The organism is Sphingobium sp. (genome assembly GCF_048594625.1).
Taxonomy (GTDB): domain Bacteria; phylum Pseudomonadota; class Alphaproteobacteria; order Sphingomonadales; family Sphingomonadaceae; genus Sphingobium.
In genome coordinates, this window is record NZ_JBMDWL010000006.1 from 23,282 (window position 1) to 41,936 (window position 18,655).

An 18,655-nucleotide genomic window follows, 5' to 3' on the forward strand; every position below is an offset into this window, starting at 1 on the left:
CCAGATGCAGCCCGTCAGCTTTCCCGTTCTGGATGCGCAAGAGAGCCAGATGGCGGAACTTCCGGTTAGGATTTTGAAAGACAGTTTAGCTGCCGTTCAACTGTATAGCTGAGCGAATGCTACCCTCGTCTCCTCCGTTAAGGCTGCAGCAGATATGAATTAAGGCGATTAAATCGATCGCCATTTGACCTGCTCATGCGCCGAGCTGTGCTCTGACAATGCCCGCCAATTTATCACGCTTTCAGGACTATCGTGATTCCATGGCTATGTTGTGGCGATGGTCAACGGGCACTTCGATTTTCAGGTCGTCGCTATGGCCGGGTAGGTGAACTGACTTCACTGCCTCAGCCTGTTTGCCTGCAAAGGTCCCGATAGTGAGGATGGTGTCCACATCCGGCACCTCACGGCAAAAGGCATAGACGGCTCCATCGCACCTGCTAAGCGCTTACTTTGTCGCCGGACAGAATGATCGCCACGCCGATTTTGTTTCGCGCCGCCTGCGGCAGGGTGACCTCCAGCGCATCGGCTGTACGCTTGAACGCCAGCGGTTCGGTGCTGCCCGGGAGCGTCACCCGCCGAACATCGCCTCGCAGCGTTGGATCGTCACCGCCAAGCAAAGTCAGTCGTGCGATATTATCGTTCGGCCAACCAAGGATGAGAGCATGCAGATTTTCGCCCTTGGTGACATAGCGGACATCCTTCGCGCCATAAGGCGATACCGGTCCACCTTCGGAGAATAGTCCGGTAGTGGCCTTTGTCGGCCCTTCGCCGTTGCGCCGCCAGGGCCGGGTGGAGTAGATGGCGTCGCCAAACTGTCCCATCCAGACCGCGATGTCCTCGACGATCCGCTCGGCTTTGTCGTCGATCGTGCCATTGCCGCGCATGGGCACTGAGAGCATCAGATTGCCGTTCTTCGACACGACATCGCACAGCGTGTGCATGACGGTCGCTGCCGATTTATAGCCGTCGCGTCGATACAGGTCAGCGTCATAATGCCAGTTGCCCAGGCAGGTGTCAGTCTGCCAGGGGAAACGCTCGATGTAATTTTTGCCGCCGCGCTCGACATCGTCGACGATCCCCATGCGCCGCTGCGGCGGGATCGTCTTGGCGGTCACCACCGCTTCCAGCCTTCCCTTGTTCCAGCGCATCGACTGGTTGTAGAAATGAGCGGTGATATCCAGGCCATATTGTTCGAGCGGCAGATCGAAATTGTCGAAATAGACCATGTCGGGCTGATATTTGTCGATCAGTTCGCGGCAGCGCAGGAGCCAGTTGCACGCAAAGGCAGGATCGGCCGGGATACCCTCGCTCCAGAGACGATCGGTGCCCTCATGCCATTCATTGGCCTCTGCGATCGTACGGATTCCATCGGGCATAGGCATCATCCGCCCGGTATATAGTTGTTGGGGGTTCAGCCCCTCCCACCATTTGCCCTTCCCCTGTGCGGCAGTGAGGTTGAACGCATCATAGCGTTGCCCGGCGCGCGGCCCTTCCGGGTCATAGCCATAGGCAGGCTGGTTCCAGTGCCAGGCGTGGGACGAATGGTTGGATACGCCGAAACGCAGGCCGCGCTCGCGTGCCAGCTTAGCCCAGGTGCCGATAATGTCCTTCCTCGGCCCGACCCTTGTGCTGTTCCAGGGATGGTAGGAGGAGGCATAGGTATCGAGATTGTCATGATGATTGGCTAGGGCCATAAAATATTTGGCGCCGGCACGCTGGTAGAGATCGAGCAGCCGAGCGGGATCCCAAGCCTCCGCCTTCCACTTATTCTGGATCTCCATAAAGCCAACCTCCTAGGGATGGCCATAATGCTGCACATGATGCCTGTTGGCCCGCGACCCTTGCAGATACATGTTGCGGGCATACCAGTCGCCCGCCTCCGGCACGCATTGCGCGCTCCAATGCGCCCACATGCCGAACTTGGCATCGCGAAACCAGTCGGGGGTGCTGTAGCCGGCGGTCAGCGACGCCCAGTCAGGGGTAAAGGCTGCCGGGGCCGGAACTTGGACCGACCGGCCTTCGCCGGGCAATGTCGGTAGCGAAGAAGCTGCGGCATTGGCAGCGACACCGGCGATCGCCACCGCAGCGGCCCCACCCTTGATCACTTCGCGCCTCGTCGTCGTCATTATCGCATCCCCTCAAGCTATATCTCTTTTAATATGCGAGACCATGATGGGACGCGCATACGGCAGCGTATCGACAATATATGGACCGATGATCCATATATTGAATTACAATCTCAAGGAAAATCTGCGCTTTTGTGAAACCAACCAAGGGCCATATTTATTGTGCCGAGGTCTGACAGGAACGACCTTTGCAGACGTACGACGCCGACTTTTCCGTTTCTCAGATGCTGACGGACCGCTTTTGTTATCTCCGATCAAAACTGGTTTGTGGTGACCTACAAGCTTTGGAGCAGCTCACATCCCTGCGTTAACTGCAATGCGTCGATTTAAGATGGTTGCTCCCGCCGAAATGGCACTCACGAGCAGAAACGCGATTACGAAACCTCTGTAGGCCTCAGATGGTCGCATACCCAGCTCGAGGGCGGCGGCGGCCACGCAAATGCCAAGCGAAAGACTGAGTTGCTGGATCGTTGCATAGATGCTGGTTGCAGCGCTCATCCGCGATGGTTCGACATCGACAAAGGCGACGGCGTTATAGGCTGTGAACAGAAAAGACATGAAAAAGCCCGAAGCGACCAGGATCGCGACGATCGCCGCCAACGGCCAGTCAGGGCGGAAAAATGCGCAACTGGCATAGCCGATGCTGGCTGCCAGAGTGCCTACGGTAAGGCTGTCGCGATAGCCGAAGCGGCGGATGATGGCTGGCGCGATCGGCTTCATCGCTAACGCCCCGACCGCGCTCGTCATCATGATCGTGCCGGTCGTTGCAGCGGACAGACCCAGGCCGATCTGGAACAGCAATGGCAGCAGGAAAGGCTGCGCGCCTTGGGTAATCCGCGCCAGATTTCCTGCGGCAACCGATAGCCCGAAGGTCGGGATGCGCAACAGCGACAGGTCGAGAATCGGGTCGCTGACCCGGCGTGCATGGCGCAAATAGGCGAAGGCCAGCGCGACCCCGCTGCCCAGCAGCAGGACGATGGCGGGAATGGGCAGCGGGCGGCTGGCCAGTTCGAACCCGAATATCAGGCAACCCAGCGCCATGCCCGACAAAATGAAACCCTTGCCGTCGAACCGGCCGGGCTCGTCTTCTTTTACCTGGGGAATCAGTAAAAGGGACAGGATCAGCCCGGCCACGCCGATCGGGATGTTGATGTAGAAAATCCATCGCCAGTCCAGATAGGTGACAATCAATCCGCCAAGCGGCGGTCCCACGATCGGGCCGACTAGGGCAGGCATCACCAGCCATGACAGTGCGGCGACCAGATCTTGCCGATCGACGCTGCGCAAGAGGACGAGGCGACCTACGGGAACCATCATTGCGCCGCCCAGCCCCTGAAGGAAGCGGGCCGCGACCAGTATGGCAAGGCTGCTCGACTGGGCGCAGGCGATCGAACCCGCCATGAAGACGGCGATCGCGCCACAGAAGACAGTCCGGGAGCCGAAACGGTCCGCCAACCGCCCGCTGGCAGGAATAAATACGGCCAGGGAAACGAGATAGGCCGTCAGCGCGAGACTGAGACTGGACGCGGTAACACCCAGATCGTGCGCCATGGCTGGAAGAGCGATGGTCAGCACGGTTGCGTCCAACTGCTGCATGAACAGCGCGAAAGCGACGACCAGAGCGATGATGCGATAATTGCGGGGGCGATCAGACAATGGAACGCCCGGACTTTGGGGGAAGGGGAGCGCCCTGACCGCTGGTGTCCGCCGGGATATTATCCGGCGGTATTATCCAGCCCCGACCTGCCGCCCATTGCGTTGCTGTCAAGAACACGTCGCTCCAATCTCCGTGCAACCGAATCCCGGATCGGATCGCCCGCCCGGATCTTGCGCCATGTATTATAGCTGATGCCAAATTGCATCATCAGCACGTCACTCGTCTGGCCTAGCATGCCGGCCAGCATATGATCGACCACATGCTGCGGCACCGGCCGCATCGTGGCCAGACGGGTATTGGTCATTATCTCCTCTCCCCCCGTGAAAGTGCGGGCGCTGCAACAGGCCGCGCCCGCGTTGGTCGATCAGAAAGACACCCGCACGCCCGCCGTGATGTAGCGGCCAATGGGATCATAGGCGCTGCTCGCCGCCGTGGTGAAGGTGGTGACAGGCGGCGGCGACAGCGGCGGCGCGCGATCGAACAGATTGGCGACCGACAGGTAGATCTGTTGTTTTCCGCCGCCGATATTCAGATTATAGGTACCGGTGACGTTGGTGTAGACCACCGCCGGGGTGCTGTTGTCGTTGATGTCGATCCCCTCGACGCGGGTGGCGTCCAGTTTCGCCGCGCTGATGAAGCGTTCCTGCACGAACAGGGAGAAGGCTTCGTTCGACCAGTTGGCCTGAAGCACCCCGCTCCATTTGGGCGTGATCGTTTCGCCCAACCCTTCGCGAACCGGCGAACCGGGCGTCTGCGAATTATTCGTCGTACCATGGTTGCCAATCAGCCGCACGTTAAGGTCGCCGCCAGCAAAATCGGTCTTGTAGCCGATCTCGAAATCTATGCCGGCGACGGTCTGCACCGCCAGATTGAGGTTGGGGCGCAGGATGCTGAGCGATCCCGAAGGCAGCACCGTGATATTCGCGCATTGGACCTGATTGCCCGCCGCGCATTCGTCGACCACCCGCTGTTCCGGCAGCGTGGAGATCGCGTCTTTCAGCTTGATCTTGTAATAATCGAGCGACGCCTGGAAGCCGGGTAACCAACCGGGCTGATAGACGCCGCCGAAGGTCAGGGTGCGCGCGCGTTCCGGCTTCAGATTGGGGTTGCCGGTAGCGAAGTTTACCTGCGGCGTGGTGACGCCCCTGTAAACGACGTTGCCGTTGAGCTGCGTCGCGGGGTTGAACAGTTCGAGCAGGTTGGGCGCGCGAATATCCTGCGACACAGTGCCACGTAGGCGCAGGGCGTCGTTCAGTTGCCAGCTTCCACCCAGCTTCCATGTCGTGACGCCGCCGGACGTGCTGTAATCGGCGTAGCGCACGGCGCCATTGAGATCGAGCGACTGGGCGATCGGGCTGTCCTTCAGGACCGGGATCGCGATTTCCAGATAGCCTTCGCGGATATCATATTCGCCGGAGAATGGCAGCGGGTTGAAGAAGCGATAGGGCCCCTGGCGCCCGGAGAGCGCGGCTGGCCCGCCGCGAATGCCGGTGAAGTCAATGCGTGTGGGAGACAGGGCATCGGTGGTCTGGTTCGCCGTTTCCTTACGATATTCGACACCCGCAGCGATCGCGATCGGCCCGGCCAACTGGAGTTTCTCGCCCAGATCGCCGTTGATGTTGGCGGACACGACATGCTGACGCAGACGCAGATTGAGCACGTTGTCGCCAGTCACGTAATCGGTGATCGCCTGATTGGCCGCCTGCGGCCCGAACAGGTTGCGCGGAGTGCAGCCCGGATCAAGACCTGCCAGCGTGGAGCGGCAGACGATCTGACCCGCCGAGTTCCGCACCGCATCAGCAGAGGCATAAAGATTGCGCGCGATGGTCAGATTATTGGAACGCAGTTCCTGATCCGACTGGCCGAAATTATAGGACGCATCATATTTCCACGATCCACCCAGATCGCCGCGAACGCCGACGGAAGCGTGATAGACATCGATGGTCGACTCATTTTCAACCAGCGGCAATTCCTTTTCGAAACGGCCAAGCTGGAACGACTGGACATTGGCCGCGATCATGCGGGTCAGGATGTCGGCGGGCAGATAGGCATTGTCGCGATAGATGGTGTAGGCCGCGTTCGACCCCACATTCTGGCTGACGAACGCGCCCTGATTGGTGTGGCTGCGGGCATATAGCCCTTCCACGAAGAAGGTGGCCGCCGGTGACAGGTCGAATTCGGCGCGGGCGAAACCATTATAGCGTTCCTGCGTCGGTTGCAGGCCGATATTGGCGCGCGCGCCATCGCCGCCACTTTGGAAGGCCGTGCCTGTCACCGTGCCATAGTTGAACGGCGCAGACCTGCCGCCCTCCAGGAATTGCGTGCCCCTGAGCGGCCCCGAGCTGATCAGGCCGCCATAGGTGCCGATCGAGCTGCGGATCGAGGGGATGATGAGGTTGAGCGGACGCGCGCCTGCCACCGGGTTCACGATCTGGCCCGCATTGTCGTCGAACCAGTCGCGCCCGGTTTCCTGATCCGCGCGTAGCCCCTTCTGGTAGAAATAGTCGACGCCCGCGACGAAGCGCAGCCGATCGTCGGCGCCCGACGTGCCATAAGCGAGCGAGCCGCCAAAGGATGGCAGGTCGCCATGCGTCGAAATGCCCGTCAGCGCCTCGGCCTTGAAGCCGTCGAGCTTGGTGTCGAGGACGAAGTTCACGACGCCCGCTACCGCGTCCGAACCATAGGCCGCCGATGCGCCGCCGGTGACGACATCGACCCGGCTCACCAGCCCCTGCGGAATGATGTTGATGTCGACCGACCCGCCACTATTGGTCGCAGGCAGGCGACGGCCGTCGAGCAGGATCAGCGTGCGCTGCGCGCCAAGGCCGCGCAGATTTAGCAGATTCTGGCCGCTGCTGCCGCCCCGACTGTTGGTGGTTGACGGGCTGGATGTCTTCGTGCTGCCATTGAAGGCGGGCAACTGGTTCAAGCCGTCGGCCAGATTGGTGGGCGCTGCGACACGCAGCTGTTCGGAACTGGCCATCGTCACGGGCGTCGGTGTCTTGAAACCGTTGGCGACGCGGCTGCCGGTGACGACGATCGATGCGTCATCGACGGCGGCCGCGCCCTGGGCAGGTGGCGGATCATCAGCGGGCGTCGCCGTTTCCGTGACCAGCGCGGCAGCATCCTGCGCCATGACCGGTGTCGTGATCGCCAGCGCCAGTGCCATCGGCGCTGCCCCTTGTGCGAACAGGCTTTTCAGTTTGGTGTGCATCTCAAATTCTCCCGGATTTTTTATCGTTGGTTTTGAAACGTCAGTGAGTGTTTAGGCCTGATCCTCTGCGCGGCGGTTGATACGGCTGCCGATCAGCAGCGCGAGCAGGGAAATGACGGCGGCGGCGGCGCACCATGCGCCGGGGATCGCCTTGTCTCCTGTCACGCCGATCAGCGCAGTGCTGATGGCCGGCGTGAAGCCACCAAAGATCGCCGTCGCCATACTGTACGCCAGGCTGAAGCCAACCGTGCGAACATGGCCCGGAATGATTTCTGTCAGATAGACGATGAAGGCGCCGTTATAGGTGGCGTAGATGGCGGCCAACAGCAGTTCGACGGCCAGCAATTTGCCAAAGCTGGGGTCGGATACCAGCCAGCTCATCAGCGGATAGGCCAGCACCGCGCCCAGCACCGTCGCGGTGATCAGCAGCGGCCGACGACCGACCTTGTCGGACAGTGCGCCCATTACCGGGAGCATGATGAAGTTGGTGAGGCCCACGCAGGCGGTAACGAAAAGCGCGTCGCCCGCGCCCAGATTCAGCACTTTGCTGCCGAAGGTCGGGGTGTAGGCCGTAATCATATAGAAGAAAACGGTCGTCATCACCGCCATCAGCGCGCCCTGAAGGACGATGCCCCAGTTATTGCCGATGATCCGCATGATCTGGCCGATCTGGGGATGTTCCTTACGGTTCAGGAAGGCTTCGGTTTCCTCGACATGGCGGCGGATGATGAACAGAAAGGGGATCATCACGCAGCCGATGATGAAGGGGATGCGCCAGCCCCATGCCTGCATCGTTTCAGGCGACAGGCTGGTCGATACGATCAGGCCGATCAGCGCGGCGAACACTACCGCCGCCTGCTGGCTGGCCGACTGCCACGAGGTGAAGAAGCCCTTGCGGTGCGGCGGCGCGATTTCGTTGAGGTAGACGGAGACACCGCCGACCTCGACGCCCGCCGACAGGCCCTGAACGAGACGCCCGGCCAGAATGATGAGCGGCGCGGCAAGGCCGATTTGTTCATAGGTCGGCGTAATGGCGATAGCGAGCGTGCCGAGCGCCATCAGGCCAAGCACCAGCAGCAACCCCTTGCGGCGGCCATGATGGTCCACATAGGCGCCCAGCACCAGCGCGCCCACTGGCCGCATCAGGAAGCCCGCGCCAAAGGTCATCAGCGTCAGCAGCAGCGACGCAAATTCACTACCGGTCGGAAAGAAAGCCTTCGAAATATAGGTGGCGTAATAGCCGAACACCATGAAATCGAACATCTCCAGAAAGTTGCCGCTGGCTACGATGAAGATGGACTTGAAGGCGGATGTCTTTTTTTCCGCCGTGACTTTGGCGATGTCGCCGCCCGTCAGGATCGTTTGCGCAGTCATGGTTTCGCCTTTCGTGATGCCGGTTCCAGCCCGCTTTCACGGATGACGGCATCGGCCTTGGAGGAGGAAAGATAGTCCAGCAGGGCGCGGGCCGGCTGCTGTCTGGAGGAATAAGCGACGATGCCGCCGGAGAAGGCCGTGACCTTTTGAAGAGAGTCAGGGAGCAGACCGATGATGCGGATCCCCTTGACGGGTTTCAGTTCCGACAATTGCTGGAAGCCGATTTCGGCCTGTCCGCTTGCGACGATCTCGCCGACGGGTGTGGCGGGAATCATGCGACCCTTGGGACGGACTTGGTCTGCGATACCCAGCTTATCGAGCATCGTGGTCTGGATGTAGACGCCGCTCGCGCTGTCCGACCACGCCACCGATTTCGCAGCGATCAAGGTGGCGCGCAAAGCATCCGGCGTCGAAATGTCGGGAACCGGCGCGCCCGCCCTGACCGCAATCGCGATTTTCGACAGGCCCAGATCAACCTGCGTGCCAGGCGTCACCTTCCCCTCGGCCGCAAGGCGATCAAGCGCAGACCGGGCGAGGATCACGACATCGGCATCCTCACGCCGATCAAGACGTGCGGGGATGGCCTGAGGCGTTTCGCCCATGGACGGACCATATCCGGTGACGATGCGCGTGCCGGTTTCCGCGGTATATTGTGTCGCCAGGGCGTCGAATGCGATGTTGAAGCCGCCTGACGTCAGGACGTGCAGCTCGGCAGCAGGTGCTGCATTGGGACTGGGGGGGCTGGAGACCGACTGGCACCCGAAGAGCAGGGGCGCAACCAGTAGGGCAATCGCCGTTCCCATGCGATCGCGCCGACAAAACAATCGCACGGCCATCATGAGAAATTATCCAATGGCCCTTGCATTGCCTTCCCGCTCCCTTGTTCCTGCCTCTGTGGGCAGCGCTCACTTCGATGGATGCAAAGTGATTCACCACGCGACATTCGTTTGACGATAGAAGCGGCTGGCCATAGATTTATCAAATGCAATGACCGAGGCAGTTGATGTGCCTTGCGCATGAATGGGGAGAGCGGGGTGCTTCGTCAGCTTTATGTCCAGATGATTCTGGGCATCGTCGCCGGTACGATCGTGGGCCATGTCTGGCCCGCGGTCGGGGTCGGGCTTGGCCCGCTGGGCATCGCCTTCATCAAGACGATGCGGATGATGGTGCCGCCGATCCTGTTCTGCACAATCGTTGACGGCATCGTGCTGCACGGCGGGGCGCTGCGCACCGGATCCACCATCGCCCGCGCGTTAATCATTTTTCTGGCGATAACGATCCTTGCCTTGTTGGCTGGCACGACCGTTGCCAGCCTGATGCGGCCCGGCGCGGGGTTAAGTCTCCCCCCCGTGCCCGTGAATCTCGATCTGCACCGGCAACTTGCGGCAGCGCCCATCAACGGTCCCGGCGAATTTCTGTTGCGCATGGTGCCGGAAACCTTCTTTTCCGCCTTCACCGCAGGCGATGTTTTGCCGGTGCTGTTCATCGCGGGTCTGGTCGGCTTTGGACTCGTCCGTATCGGCCCAGCAGGCGAACCGATCGCCAAGGGATTACGAGCCCTTACCAAATTGCAGTTCGCCATTTTCGGTTTCCTGGTGCGGATCGCGCCCGTCGGCGCCTTTGGCGCGATCGCCTATACGGTTGGCACCTATGGTATCGGCTTTATCGGATCGCTTGGGATGCTGGTGGGCACATTAGCTCTGGCCTGCCTGACAGTGATTGCCGTTCTCCTGATCGTCGTCCGCGCTGTCACGGGCCTGTCGCCGTTCCGACTGCTGCGCTATCTTGCCGACGAATTGCTCATCGTGGCCGGCACCTCATCCAGTGAGGTCGTGTTGCCGCGACTGATGACGAAACTGGAAGCGTTGGGGGCCAGCCCTGCGGTCGTGGGTCTGGTCGTACCGCTGGGCTATACCCTTAACCTTGCGGGGACGGCGGTCTATCTGGTGGTGGCCACGTTGTTCCTGTCCGAAGCGCTCGGCATCGCGATGCCTCCGGACCGGCTGGCGCTGTACCTGATCGTCATGCTGGCAACGTCGAAGACGGCTGCGGGCGTTACGGGAAGCGGCTTTTCCGCGCTGCTGCTGACCCTGTCGCTTTTACCCGATGTCCCTGTAGGTGCCGCTGCAATGCTAATCGCGGTCGATCGCATCCTGTCGACCATGCGGGCGCTGACCAGTGGTCTTGCCAATATCAGTGCGTCATTACTGATCGCGCGATGGGATGGTGCCGCGATCCGGCTGGTCAGGCCGCCGCCCACGCCTCTGTCAGAAGAGTGACGAGTCGCGTGGCAGCAGGCGATAGGGGCGCTGCCGGCCTTTTGAGCAGGCCAATCGTACGGGCAATTACTGGCTCTCCGAGCGGTCGCCAGACAAGATCTCGCGCCTCCGGCCCCTCGCAAGCGAGGCGCGGCAGGATTGATGGTCCTAGCCCCGCATCGACCAGCGCCAGCGCCGATGTAAGCCGCGTGACTTCGTAGAACCATGTCAGATTGATGCCCTGCGCGGCGAGCCCCGCTTCCAATGTTGTGCGATTGCCGCTGGCGCGGTGGACAGTCACGAGACGCATACCCACTAGGTCGGTCCAAACCACATCCGTTTTGATCGCCAGCGGATCATCCTTCCGGCAGATCAGGCCATATGGGTCTTCGTGCAGCGGCATGTAGTACAGATCCGAATCCACAGAAACCGGCAGCGAGAGGCCAAATTCCGCCTCCCCTGTCCGCACAGCCTCGGCACATTCGGCAGCGGAGAGGTCGAGGATGCGAACTCGGGTATTGCGATAATCCTCGCCGAATTGCTGGAGCACCTGCGGCAGGAAACGTACCGTGGCGCTGGGCACGCTGGCCATGGTTATGCGCCCGGCCTGCCGTTCGCCCTGCGCCATCAGCCCGACCAGAGACCCGTCGATTTCGTCGAGCATCCGGCGAATGAGCGGGATGACCTCCTGCCCCGACGGTGTCAGCCGGACGGTACGCGTCGTCCGCTCGATCAGCAGAGTTCCCACCGCATTTTCAAGCTTCTGTATCCGCCGGCTCAGCGCGGGTTGTGACAGGTTGAGCTGTTGCGCCGCTCTATGGAAGCTGCGCCCCTCCGACACGGCGACAAGGGCGCGAAGATCCAGCAGTTCACAATTGATCGTCAGCATCTAGGCACCGGAGAGTGTCGTGAAAGACCGATACGATAACATGAGCAAATAAAATTGACTAACCATTGCTCTTTTTGCATAAACATTTGGAACTTGAGCCGACAGATCGCAAAGCGCGACGACGGTAGGAATGTCCAGAAAACTGAGCCGCAGCCGACCCTTCCCGGACACTCAGCATTCAATTTTTGATCTTCAGATGCTGACGGTCCGCTTTCCCGGCAGGTGTCGGCAGAACTCGCCATTTGCAGAGCCCAGTATCTTCTGGCACCCGTGCGAGAACCGCCGAGCGACAAAGTTTCTGCATCTGTGATGCAATCGGATCTTCGATGATATTGCGACGGTAAAGTCAGTGTCTCTCTAGGGACAAAGATCGATGGGCGCGAACAAAGTTACCCGATTGAAACGGACGCGTCTCGAGTTGGGATAGATCGGCAAGCGAAAAAAAGGGGCCCATATACCTAATTAGCCAAGCGGATTGAGCTGATGCGGTGGATGCCTCCCTTCATAGGGCATCGTATGATGCTCAATGGCGCCATGGCGGCGCATGAAGGACGAGTATATGGCAAATGCACACATGCCGTCGTTCGACCTGGCAAAGCGCAGCTTCCAGGTCTGTGCGACTGATCGAGCAGGGTCGGCTTTATATAATCGGACAATCTGCTGGTCCAAATTTGAGGCACTTCTCAGGGAGGAGTGAGGTGGTCCCGCTTTTCTGGACAGAATGCTAAGCTCATCCCGACCTGATGGATTGGTACGGGAATGAAGGCGGCGAGGAAGCGCTACAGCGCGGATTTCCAAGGCCGAGGTGGCGCTGGAGGCGATCCGGGGTGACCTGACGCTGGCGGAGCTGGCAGCCAAGCACGGCGTCCACCACATGATGATCGCCTCTGGGAAGCGGCAGGCTATTGACGAGATGGCAGGCATATTCTCCGGAGCCGGTGGTGCGGTCAAGGCTGCCAGCGAGAGCGAGGTAGAAAAGCTGCACGCCAAGATCGGGCAACTGGTGGTGGAGCGGGTATTTTTAGCGAAAGCCTTCGGTCGATGAACGTGGAGCGGAGGCGGGCGATGGTCGAACCTGCTCACCACCGCCTGTCGATCTCGGCGCAATGTCGCCTGCTCTCGATTGGCCGTTCATCTTATTATTATGCGCCTGTGCCGGAGCCGAAGGCCAGCGCAGCTAAACGGATGAGACGCTGGCGCTGATGACGGTGATCGATGCGCCATTCCTGGAGTGCCCATGGTATGGCAGCCGCCAGATGACGCGGCACCTGCGGCGTGCAGGCCATGAGGTTGGTCGCCGCAGGGCCCGGGCAGTTGATGGCGAAGATGGGCCTGACGCCGATCTACCAGCGGCCGCGCACGAGCGATCCGCACCCGCAGCACCGGGTCTATCCGTATCTACTGCGCAAGCTGGCGATGGAGCAGCCCGATCATGTCTGGTGCGCCGAAGTGACATACATCCCGATGCGCCGGGGCTTCCTGTACCTAGTTGCGATCATGGAGTGGGCAACCTGCAAGGTGCTGGCCTGGCCGCTGTCGAACACGATGGATGCCGGCTTCTGCGTTGCGGCGCTGGAGGAGGCGCTGGCCCGGTTCGGCAAGCCCGAGATCTTCAACACCGACCAGGGCAGCCAGTTCAGAGCTTCGCTTTCACCAGCGTGCTACGCGAGGCCGGAGTCCGCATAAGCATGGATGGCCGGAGACAGTGGATGGACAATGTCTTTATCGAACGCCTTTGGCGATCCCTGAAGTAGGAGTGCGTTTATCTCCACGCCTTCGAGACCGGCTCGGAGCTGAAGGCTGGCCTTGGCCGGTGGATCACCTATTACAACACCCAGCGTCCGCACTCGGGCCTGGCCGGAAAAACCCCTGCCGAGGCCTATCGGGCAATCAGATCATGGGGGGGCATGCCCCCCATGATCAAAAAGGCGGCGTGAACGACAACCGGGATGAGCTCAACTTAGCCGCCAAACTGTCCAAGAAGGCGGCACCACCTCAGTCCGCCGATGCCATCTGAACCGTCCAATGCGAGCGTCGAAATGTACCAACATCCGACGTTGCTTCCGGGAGGGCTTGAATAAGCTTGGTCGTTCCACGAACACCATATGAACGTCTAACCGATTCTGACGAGAGGTGCTACCGATCCCTGAAATGCGCCGCAAAGTGCGACATAATCGTAGCTTTTGGGCACGGCATTGGTGACTCCATGACTTAATCATCCAATCGCCGTTGATCATGACGCGCGCGCGCCAGATAGGCTTCATAAACCGAGGCGCCGCTTCAAAAGGAGATGCGGCCGGAGCACATGCAGAACCATATATACCGCTACCGAATCCCGCTAACATTTTAAGCAGCGAGCGATCGGATGGTCTCGGCCGCGCTATCTATTGCCGACTGACGGTGTTCGGGACCGACCATCACGCCTTCCGCGACGATAAATTGCGCTTCGACCCCAATGAAGCCGAAGACAGCTGACAAATAGGTCTGAAGATGCTCGCTGGATGCAGCAGCCGCATCGGGCCCGTAGAAACCGCCACGCGCGATCGCGACGATGACACGCTTGTCGCCGACAAGCCCCACCACGCCGGTCTCGGAGTAGCTGAACGTCTTTCCAGCAACCAGGATGCGATCAATCCATGCCTTGAGCTGGCTTGGCACGCTGAAATTATACATGGGAGCACCAACAACGACGACGTCGGCTGCAAGGAACTCGTCGAGGATTGAGGTTGACCCGCCCGCCGCAAGCGTCAGATGTTCGAGCGGATCGGCAGTGAGATCGCGATAGGTATATGCAACATCTTCATTCTCTTGAAGATGCGCGACGATTTGCGCCGTGAGCTTACGGCTGACAGAAGCGTCTCCCGTGATCGAACTGTCTAAGTGCAGTAGTTTCATTTTGTTCCTCACTTCCGCTTTGTGCCTTAGTGGGAATGCGCTAAGCTATAGGAACCTTGCAAGAAGGCACATTTTGGTAACCGGAGGCACATGAAAGTGACCACCCCACCGCAACACGATCCCGCCGCATGTGTTCGCGTAAGCGAAGTGCTGGGCAGGGTCGGGGATAAGTGGAGCATTCAGGTCGTAAGTGCGCTCGGCAACGGCCCCCATCGGTTCAACGAACTGCGACGGGCTATAGACGGCATTTCGCAGCGCATGTTGACCTTGACCCTACGCGGGCTTGAGCGCGATGGGCTGATCGGGCGCAAGGTCACGCCAAGCATCCCGCCCCGGGTAGATTATTGGCTGACCGATCTGGGTCAATCACTGCTCGTCCCAGTGCAGGCGCTCGGTAATTGGGCGCTGACCCACCGCAATTCCGTCGATCAAGCACGCAACGCATATGACAGGCTCGTCGATGAATGAGCCTTTTGCATACTGAGTCACTCAGTATGCAAACGGCTCAGCTTGGCATCATCCGGCAGCGCTGAAACGATATTGATCCTGCAGGATCTCCGCAGCTCGCTCTCCGACGATTGCACAGGGCGCCTGTGTATTGCCCGTCATCACCGGCGGGAGGATGAACCGTCGGCAATCCGCAATTTTTCGATGCCATGCACGGCGAGGGAGCCGTCCACGACCGACATATCATCGGTGCCCATCCGTGCTGTGCCACGCAGGTGCCAATAGGTGACGGCGGCATAGCGCAGGAACTGGTCTGTGATCGGCTGTCCGGCTCCCGGGATCGCTTCTCTCACAACATAAGGCGCAAAGGCGGCGTCATTGCCGATCTCGCGACAGAGTTTCACGCAGGCGCGGGCTGCCTCAAGATCGCGCGGGTCCGACAGCATGTTGGGATCGACCAGCGGTGCCACATGCGGGTCCGCCGATGTCAGCCTGACTTTGCCGCGACTATGTGGTTGTGCAAGGCCTGCGAACATCGTCCAGCCATGCTCCGGGACGCCGAGCGTTGCGGTCCGCTCGCTCGGGACCGGAAACTCGCCCTAAGATCAGGACTCATTGATTGATCCAGAAGATGACTGTTGCAGCGATGCATATGGCGGACATGAATGTGTGGGCGCAGCGGTCATAGCGGGTATGGATGCGCCGCCAGTTCTTGAGCCTGCCGAACATATTCTCGATCTTGTGGCGCTGGCGATATAGCATGGCGTCGTGCGGGATCGGGACCTTCCGGTTCTTCTTTGACGGGATGCAGGCCGCAATGTTGCGTTCGGCGAGCGCCTTGCGGAACCAGTCGGCGTCATAGCCTCGGTCGCCAAGCAGAGTTTTGGCTCCGGGCAAGGCATCGAGCATAAGGGCGCGGCTCTGATGCTCGATCAGTGCTTTACCGGCAATCAGCTGGCATGTTCGCAGACCAATCGCGACGCTAACGGCAATTTGATCAGCGTGCTGGGCGCTCCCATCAACCTGGCGCTCTTGCGGGTCACGGGTGTCGATGCCGAAGCCTCCTATCGTATGGATGCGAGGGAAATTCTCGGCCCGTCCTCGCAACTTTCGATCCGGGCGCTGATTGCCTATCTCGACCGGCTGGAAAATACGGTACCCGGTTCGGCGCCAATCGAGCGAGCTGGTGAAGTTGGCCTAAGCCCTACGCCGCACTGGTCGGCCAGCAGCCAGATCAACCTCAGCAGCGATGTTGCGTCCGTGCTCTTCCAGGGGCGTCTGATCGGTGGCGGAAAATATGACGTCACAAAGACCGCCGCCGACATCGACTTCCAACATATCAAGCCGCAATTCTACCTCGATGGCCAGATGTCCTACAAGCTGCCCTTCGCGAACCGGAAGATCGAGCTCTATGTCGATGTTCGCAACATACTCGACCATAAACCGCCGTTCGCACCTGGCCCCGGCAACATTGCCATCGCCACCAACGCGGCGCTGTATGATCTGGTCGGCCGCAACTTCCGCTTCGGCTTCCGTGCGAGGTTCTGATCATGAAAAAGAATGTGACACTTGCGACACTTTGCATTCTGTCAGCATCGCTGATTGGGGCCGGTTCGACGGCGGCTCGAGGGCGCGCCTTTCCCAAGCCGGTTCGGACCTATGAAGAGCTGAAGCAGGAGACAGGGCTCTCGACACCGGACGGGCTTGTATGGGGCAGGATGGCGGTGGACGTAGGTGGCAAGGACTGGCCTGTCACGGTGTCTTTCCGCTGCCATGCGGATGGCGGGCACGTCGAGTCCGGGCTGACGCCACCGCCGGCGACGAAAATCTTCGACAACCTCTATTATGTCGGCGACGCGGACACTTCCGCCTGGGCGGTGAACACGCCGGACGGCATCATTCTGATCGACGCCCTCACAACGGAGGCGGACGCGCAGAAATTTATCGTGAACGGCCTCAAGTCAGTCGGTCTCGACCCGGCGAAGATCCGTTATATTCTGGTCAGCCACGAACATGGCGACCACTATGGCGGCGCGCCGATGCTCCAGAAGCTCTCTGGCGCGCGCGTGGGCCTGAGCGAAGTTGGCTGGAAGGCGGTCGAGCAGATGGGACCGAACTCCCCTCTGGCGCAATCGCCTCGACCCGCTCGCGATCTGGTTCTTGAGGACGGCGAGGCAGTGTCTCTGGGAGGGACTACGATCCGCATTGTAGCGACGCCTGGCCACACGCCGGGACCTTGTCCTTCATCGTGCCGGTGTCCGAGAAAGGGGTCCAGCATATGGCGGCCTTTTGGGGCGGCAATGGCTTTCCAAGGAACCCCGCTGACCGCACCACCTTCCTGAAATCTGTCGATCAGTTTGCGGCGCTCACGGCTGATGCCAAAGTTGACGTACAGCTATCCTCTCATGGGGATACCGACGATCTGGTGGCGCGGATTCAGACGCTGCGTAGCGGCAAGGCGAAGAGCCATCCGTTTCTTGTCGGACGAGAGAAATATCTCCGCTATGAAGAAATTTATCGCCTGTGCAGCCAGGCCCGCATTGCCGAGAGCGGGGCGAAAACACAGTGATGGAGCTCGCCCCCGATCGCCGGACGTTTCTCGCGGCGGCTGGCCTAACAATGCTCGGCGCCTGTGCGCCGAAGTCGCTTGTGACCCCGCCTTTCTCGGCAGGGCAAGGAGCACCGCACCTTCGCATCCCCAAGGATGCGTGCGACAGCCACATCCACATTCTCGATCCGCGCTTTCCCGCTACGCCGGGCTGGAAAGGGGAGCCGGTCAATGACGCGACGGTGAGCGCCTATCGGGCCTTTCAGAAGCGGATCGGGACGTCCCGCGTGGTCGTCGTCACGCCATCGACCTATGGCGATAACAATGCCGCAACCATGGACGCGCTCGCGCAATTCGGTACCAGCGCCCGGGGCGTGATCGTCATCAACTCCGATACTCCACCGTCCGATCTCGCTAGGATGCGGGACGCAGGTGTAAAGGGCATCAGGGTCAACTTTGTTTCACCCCAGCCTTGGGGGCAGTCCGATGCGCGTCGCCTGGTGGCCACGGCGCGCATCGCGGCCGACATGGGCTGGCATATCCAGATCTACGCGAAGGCTGCGCAGATCGCCGAACTTGAGAGCAGCATCGCATCTTTGCCGGTGCCGGTGGTGATTGATCACCTGGGCTATGTGCCGCCTGCGGAAGGCGTCAACCATCCGGGACACCTTGCCATATTGCGCCTGTTGGCAAATGGCCGGACATGGCTGAAACTGTCGGGCGCATACATCAGCAGCGTTATTGGCCAACCCAGCTATGCCGATCTCGCGCCGATCGCGCAAAGCTACGCACGCGCGGCACCCGACCGGCTTGTCTGGGGCAGCGATTGGCCCCATCGCGGCCAGGCCGGCAAAATGCCCGACGACGCCAACCTGATCGATTTATTGACGATCTGGCTTCCGGACGAGGCTTCGAGGAAAATGGTTTTGGTGGATAATCCAGCTAAACTCTATGGATTTTAGACAAATAGTCGGCTGGTGACGCGCCCTGGCATCTGATCTGCCCGAACGGCAGACCGGACTCAAAGCTATCGTTAGACACGCTTACGAGACCTGTGTGGGGTGGCCTTGGACAGAGGTGCCAATTGCTAATTCTATGGGCTTTCCTACGCGGGTTCGCTGATTGATTGGCACGCGGTCGCGGCTCTTCTCGATCCGCTTTATCTGGCCTCCAAAGGTGAGCGCGCTTGGCCGCCCCTGGCAATGTTCAAAGCGTTCCTGTTGTCGATCTGGTATGATCTGTCCGAT

At 60.2% G+C, this 18,655-nt stretch carries 17 protein-coding genes and 2 pseudogenes; 7 read left to right on the top strand and 12 right to left on the bottom strand.

What is annotated here, in order from left to right; all coding sequences use genetic code 11:
* Nucleotides 1–437: 437 nt before the first annotated feature.
* The 7 genes and pseudogenes from ACOJSJ_RS00455 to ACOJSJ_RS00485 all read right to left on the bottom strand — a co-directional run bounded on the left by ACOJSJ_RS00455 (nt 438) and on the right by ACOJSJ_RS00485 (nt 9,210).
* Nucleotides 438–821, bottom strand: a complete 384-nt coding sequence (locus ACOJSJ_RS00455; RefSeq protein ID WP_420143029.1) for an alpha-L-fucosidase C-terminal domain-containing protein — start codon at nt 819–821, stop codon at nt 438–440.
* A pseudogene (locus ACOJSJ_RS00460) lies at nt 819–2,126 on the bottom strand (alpha-L-fucosidase); the annotation flags it as partial. The pseudogene ACOJSJ_RS00460 and the gene ACOJSJ_RS00455, both read right to left, overlap by 3 nt.
* 294 nt (nt 2,127–2,420) lie before the next feature.
* Nucleotides 2,421–3,845 carry a DHA2 family efflux MFS transporter permease subunit gene (locus ACOJSJ_RS00465; RefSeq protein WP_420143030.1) on the bottom strand — a complete coding sequence of 475 codons (1,425 nt, stop codon included), beginning with the start codon at nt 3,843–3,845 and terminating at the stop codon, nt 2,421–2,423.
* The gene (locus ACOJSJ_RS00470; protein ID WP_420143011.1) at nt 3,842–4,087 is read right to left on the bottom strand and encodes a hypothetical protein; all 246 of its coding nucleotides are present in this window, start codon (nt 4,085–4,087) and stop codon (nt 3,842–3,844) included. Before ACOJSJ_RS00470 ends, ACOJSJ_RS00465 begins: the two co-directional genes overlap by 4 nt.
* A gap of 60 nt (nt 4,088–4,147) precedes the next feature.
* A complete protein-coding gene (locus tag ACOJSJ_RS00475; protein WP_420143012.1) occupies nt 4,148–6,997 on the bottom strand; it encodes a TonB-dependent receptor domain-containing protein in 2,850 nt (949 codons plus the stop codon).
* Nucleotides 6,998–7,048: 51 nt separating this feature from the next.
* Nucleotides 7,049–8,371 (bottom strand): MFS transporter, encoded by a 1,323-nt coding sequence (locus tag ACOJSJ_RS00480; protein WP_420143013.1) that lies wholly within the window; start codon nt 8,369–8,371, stop codon nt 7,049–7,051.
* Nucleotides 8,368–9,210 carry a substrate-binding domain-containing protein gene (locus ACOJSJ_RS00485; RefSeq protein WP_420143014.1) on the bottom strand — a complete coding sequence of 281 codons (843 nt, stop codon included), beginning with the start codon at nt 9,208–9,210 and terminating at the stop codon, nt 8,368–8,370. The genes ACOJSJ_RS00480 and ACOJSJ_RS00485 overlap by 4 nt, the downstream gene beginning before the upstream one ends.
* 195 nt (nt 9,211–9,405) lie before the next feature.
* On the opposite strand from ACOJSJ_RS00485, the gene ACOJSJ_RS00490 reads away from it, so the two are divergent.
* Nucleotides 9,406–10,650, top strand: coding sequence for a cation:dicarboxylate symporter family transporter (locus ACOJSJ_RS00490; RefSeq protein WP_420143015.1), 1,245 nt, complete (start codon nt 9,406–9,408; stop codon nt 10,648–10,650).
* Here ACOJSJ_RS00490 and ACOJSJ_RS00495 read toward each other — a convergent pair.
* Nucleotides 10,616–11,518 (bottom strand): LysR family transcriptional regulator, encoded by a 903-nt coding sequence (locus tag ACOJSJ_RS00495; protein ID WP_420143016.1) that lies wholly within the window; start codon nt 11,516–11,518, stop codon nt 10,616–10,618. The genes ACOJSJ_RS00490 and ACOJSJ_RS00495 overlap by 35 nt on opposite strands.
* 759 nt (nt 11,519–12,277) lie before the next feature.
* Here ACOJSJ_RS00495 and ACOJSJ_RS00500 point away from each other — a divergent pair.
* Nucleotides 12,278–13,455: pseudogene (locus ACOJSJ_RS00500) on the top strand (IS3 family transposase).
* Between the two features lie 409 nt (nt 13,456–13,864).
* On the opposite strand, the gene ACOJSJ_RS00505 reads toward ACOJSJ_RS00500, so the two are convergent.
* A complete protein-coding gene (locus ACOJSJ_RS00505) occupies nt 13,865–14,413 on the bottom strand; it encodes an FMN-dependent NADH-azoreductase (RefSeq protein WP_420143017.1) in 549 nt (182 codons plus the stop codon).
* 90 nt (nt 14,414–14,503) lie between these two features.
* On the opposite strand from ACOJSJ_RS00505, the gene ACOJSJ_RS00510 reads away from it, so the two are divergent.
* The gene (locus tag ACOJSJ_RS00510; RefSeq protein WP_420143018.1) at nt 14,504–14,881 is read left to right on the top strand and encodes a winged helix-turn-helix transcriptional regulator; all 378 of its coding nucleotides are present in this window, start codon (nt 14,504–14,506) and stop codon (nt 14,879–14,881) included.
* Between the two features lie 140 nt (nt 14,882–15,021).
* Here the strand turns inward: ACOJSJ_RS00510 and ACOJSJ_RS00515 are convergent, their stop codons facing one another.
* Nucleotides 15,022–15,396, bottom strand: a complete 375-nt coding sequence (locus tag ACOJSJ_RS00515; protein WP_420143019.1) for a GMC oxidoreductase — start codon at nt 15,394–15,396, stop codon at nt 15,022–15,024.
* Between the two features lie 76 nt (nt 15,397–15,472).
* Nucleotides 15,473–15,757, bottom strand: a complete 285-nt coding sequence (locus tag ACOJSJ_RS00520) for a transposase (RefSeq protein WP_420143020.1) — start codon at nt 15,755–15,757, stop codon at nt 15,473–15,475.
* Between the two features lie 27 nt (nt 15,758–15,784).
* On the opposite strand from ACOJSJ_RS00520, the gene ACOJSJ_RS00525 reads away from it, so the two are divergent.
* The 4 genes from ACOJSJ_RS00525 to ACOJSJ_RS00540 are packed head-to-tail and all read left to right on the top strand — an operon-like array spanning nt 15,785 to nt 18,370.
* The gene (locus tag ACOJSJ_RS00525; protein WP_420143021.1) at nt 15,785–16,408 is read left to right on the top strand and encodes a TonB-dependent receptor; all 624 of its coding nucleotides are present in this window, start codon (nt 15,785–15,787) and stop codon (nt 16,406–16,408) included.
* Nucleotides 16,409–16,410: 2 nt separating this feature from the next.
* On the top strand, nt 16,411–17,202 hold the full coding sequence (locus tag ACOJSJ_RS00530; RefSeq protein WP_420143022.1) for an MBL fold metallo-hydrolase: 792 nt from the start codon (nt 16,411–16,413) through the stop codon (nt 17,200–17,202).
* Complete coding sequence (locus ACOJSJ_RS00535) at nt 17,139–17,429, top strand: hypothetical protein (protein WP_420143023.1); 291 nt, start codon at nt 17,139–17,141, stop codon at nt 17,427–17,429. Before ACOJSJ_RS00530 ends, ACOJSJ_RS00535 begins: the two co-directional genes overlap by 64 nt.
* Nucleotides 17,429–18,370, top strand: coding sequence for an amidohydrolase family protein (locus ACOJSJ_RS00540; RefSeq protein WP_420143024.1), 942 nt, complete (start codon nt 17,429–17,431; stop codon nt 18,368–18,370). The genes ACOJSJ_RS00535 and ACOJSJ_RS00540 overlap by 1 nt, the downstream gene beginning before the upstream one ends.
* 81 nt (nt 18,371–18,451) lie before the next feature.
* Here ACOJSJ_RS00540 and ACOJSJ_RS00545 read toward each other — a convergent pair.
* Nucleotides 18,452–18,655 (bottom strand): hypothetical protein (locus ACOJSJ_RS00545; RefSeq protein ID WP_420143025.1); only part of this gene is annotated, 204 nt, incomplete at its 5' end.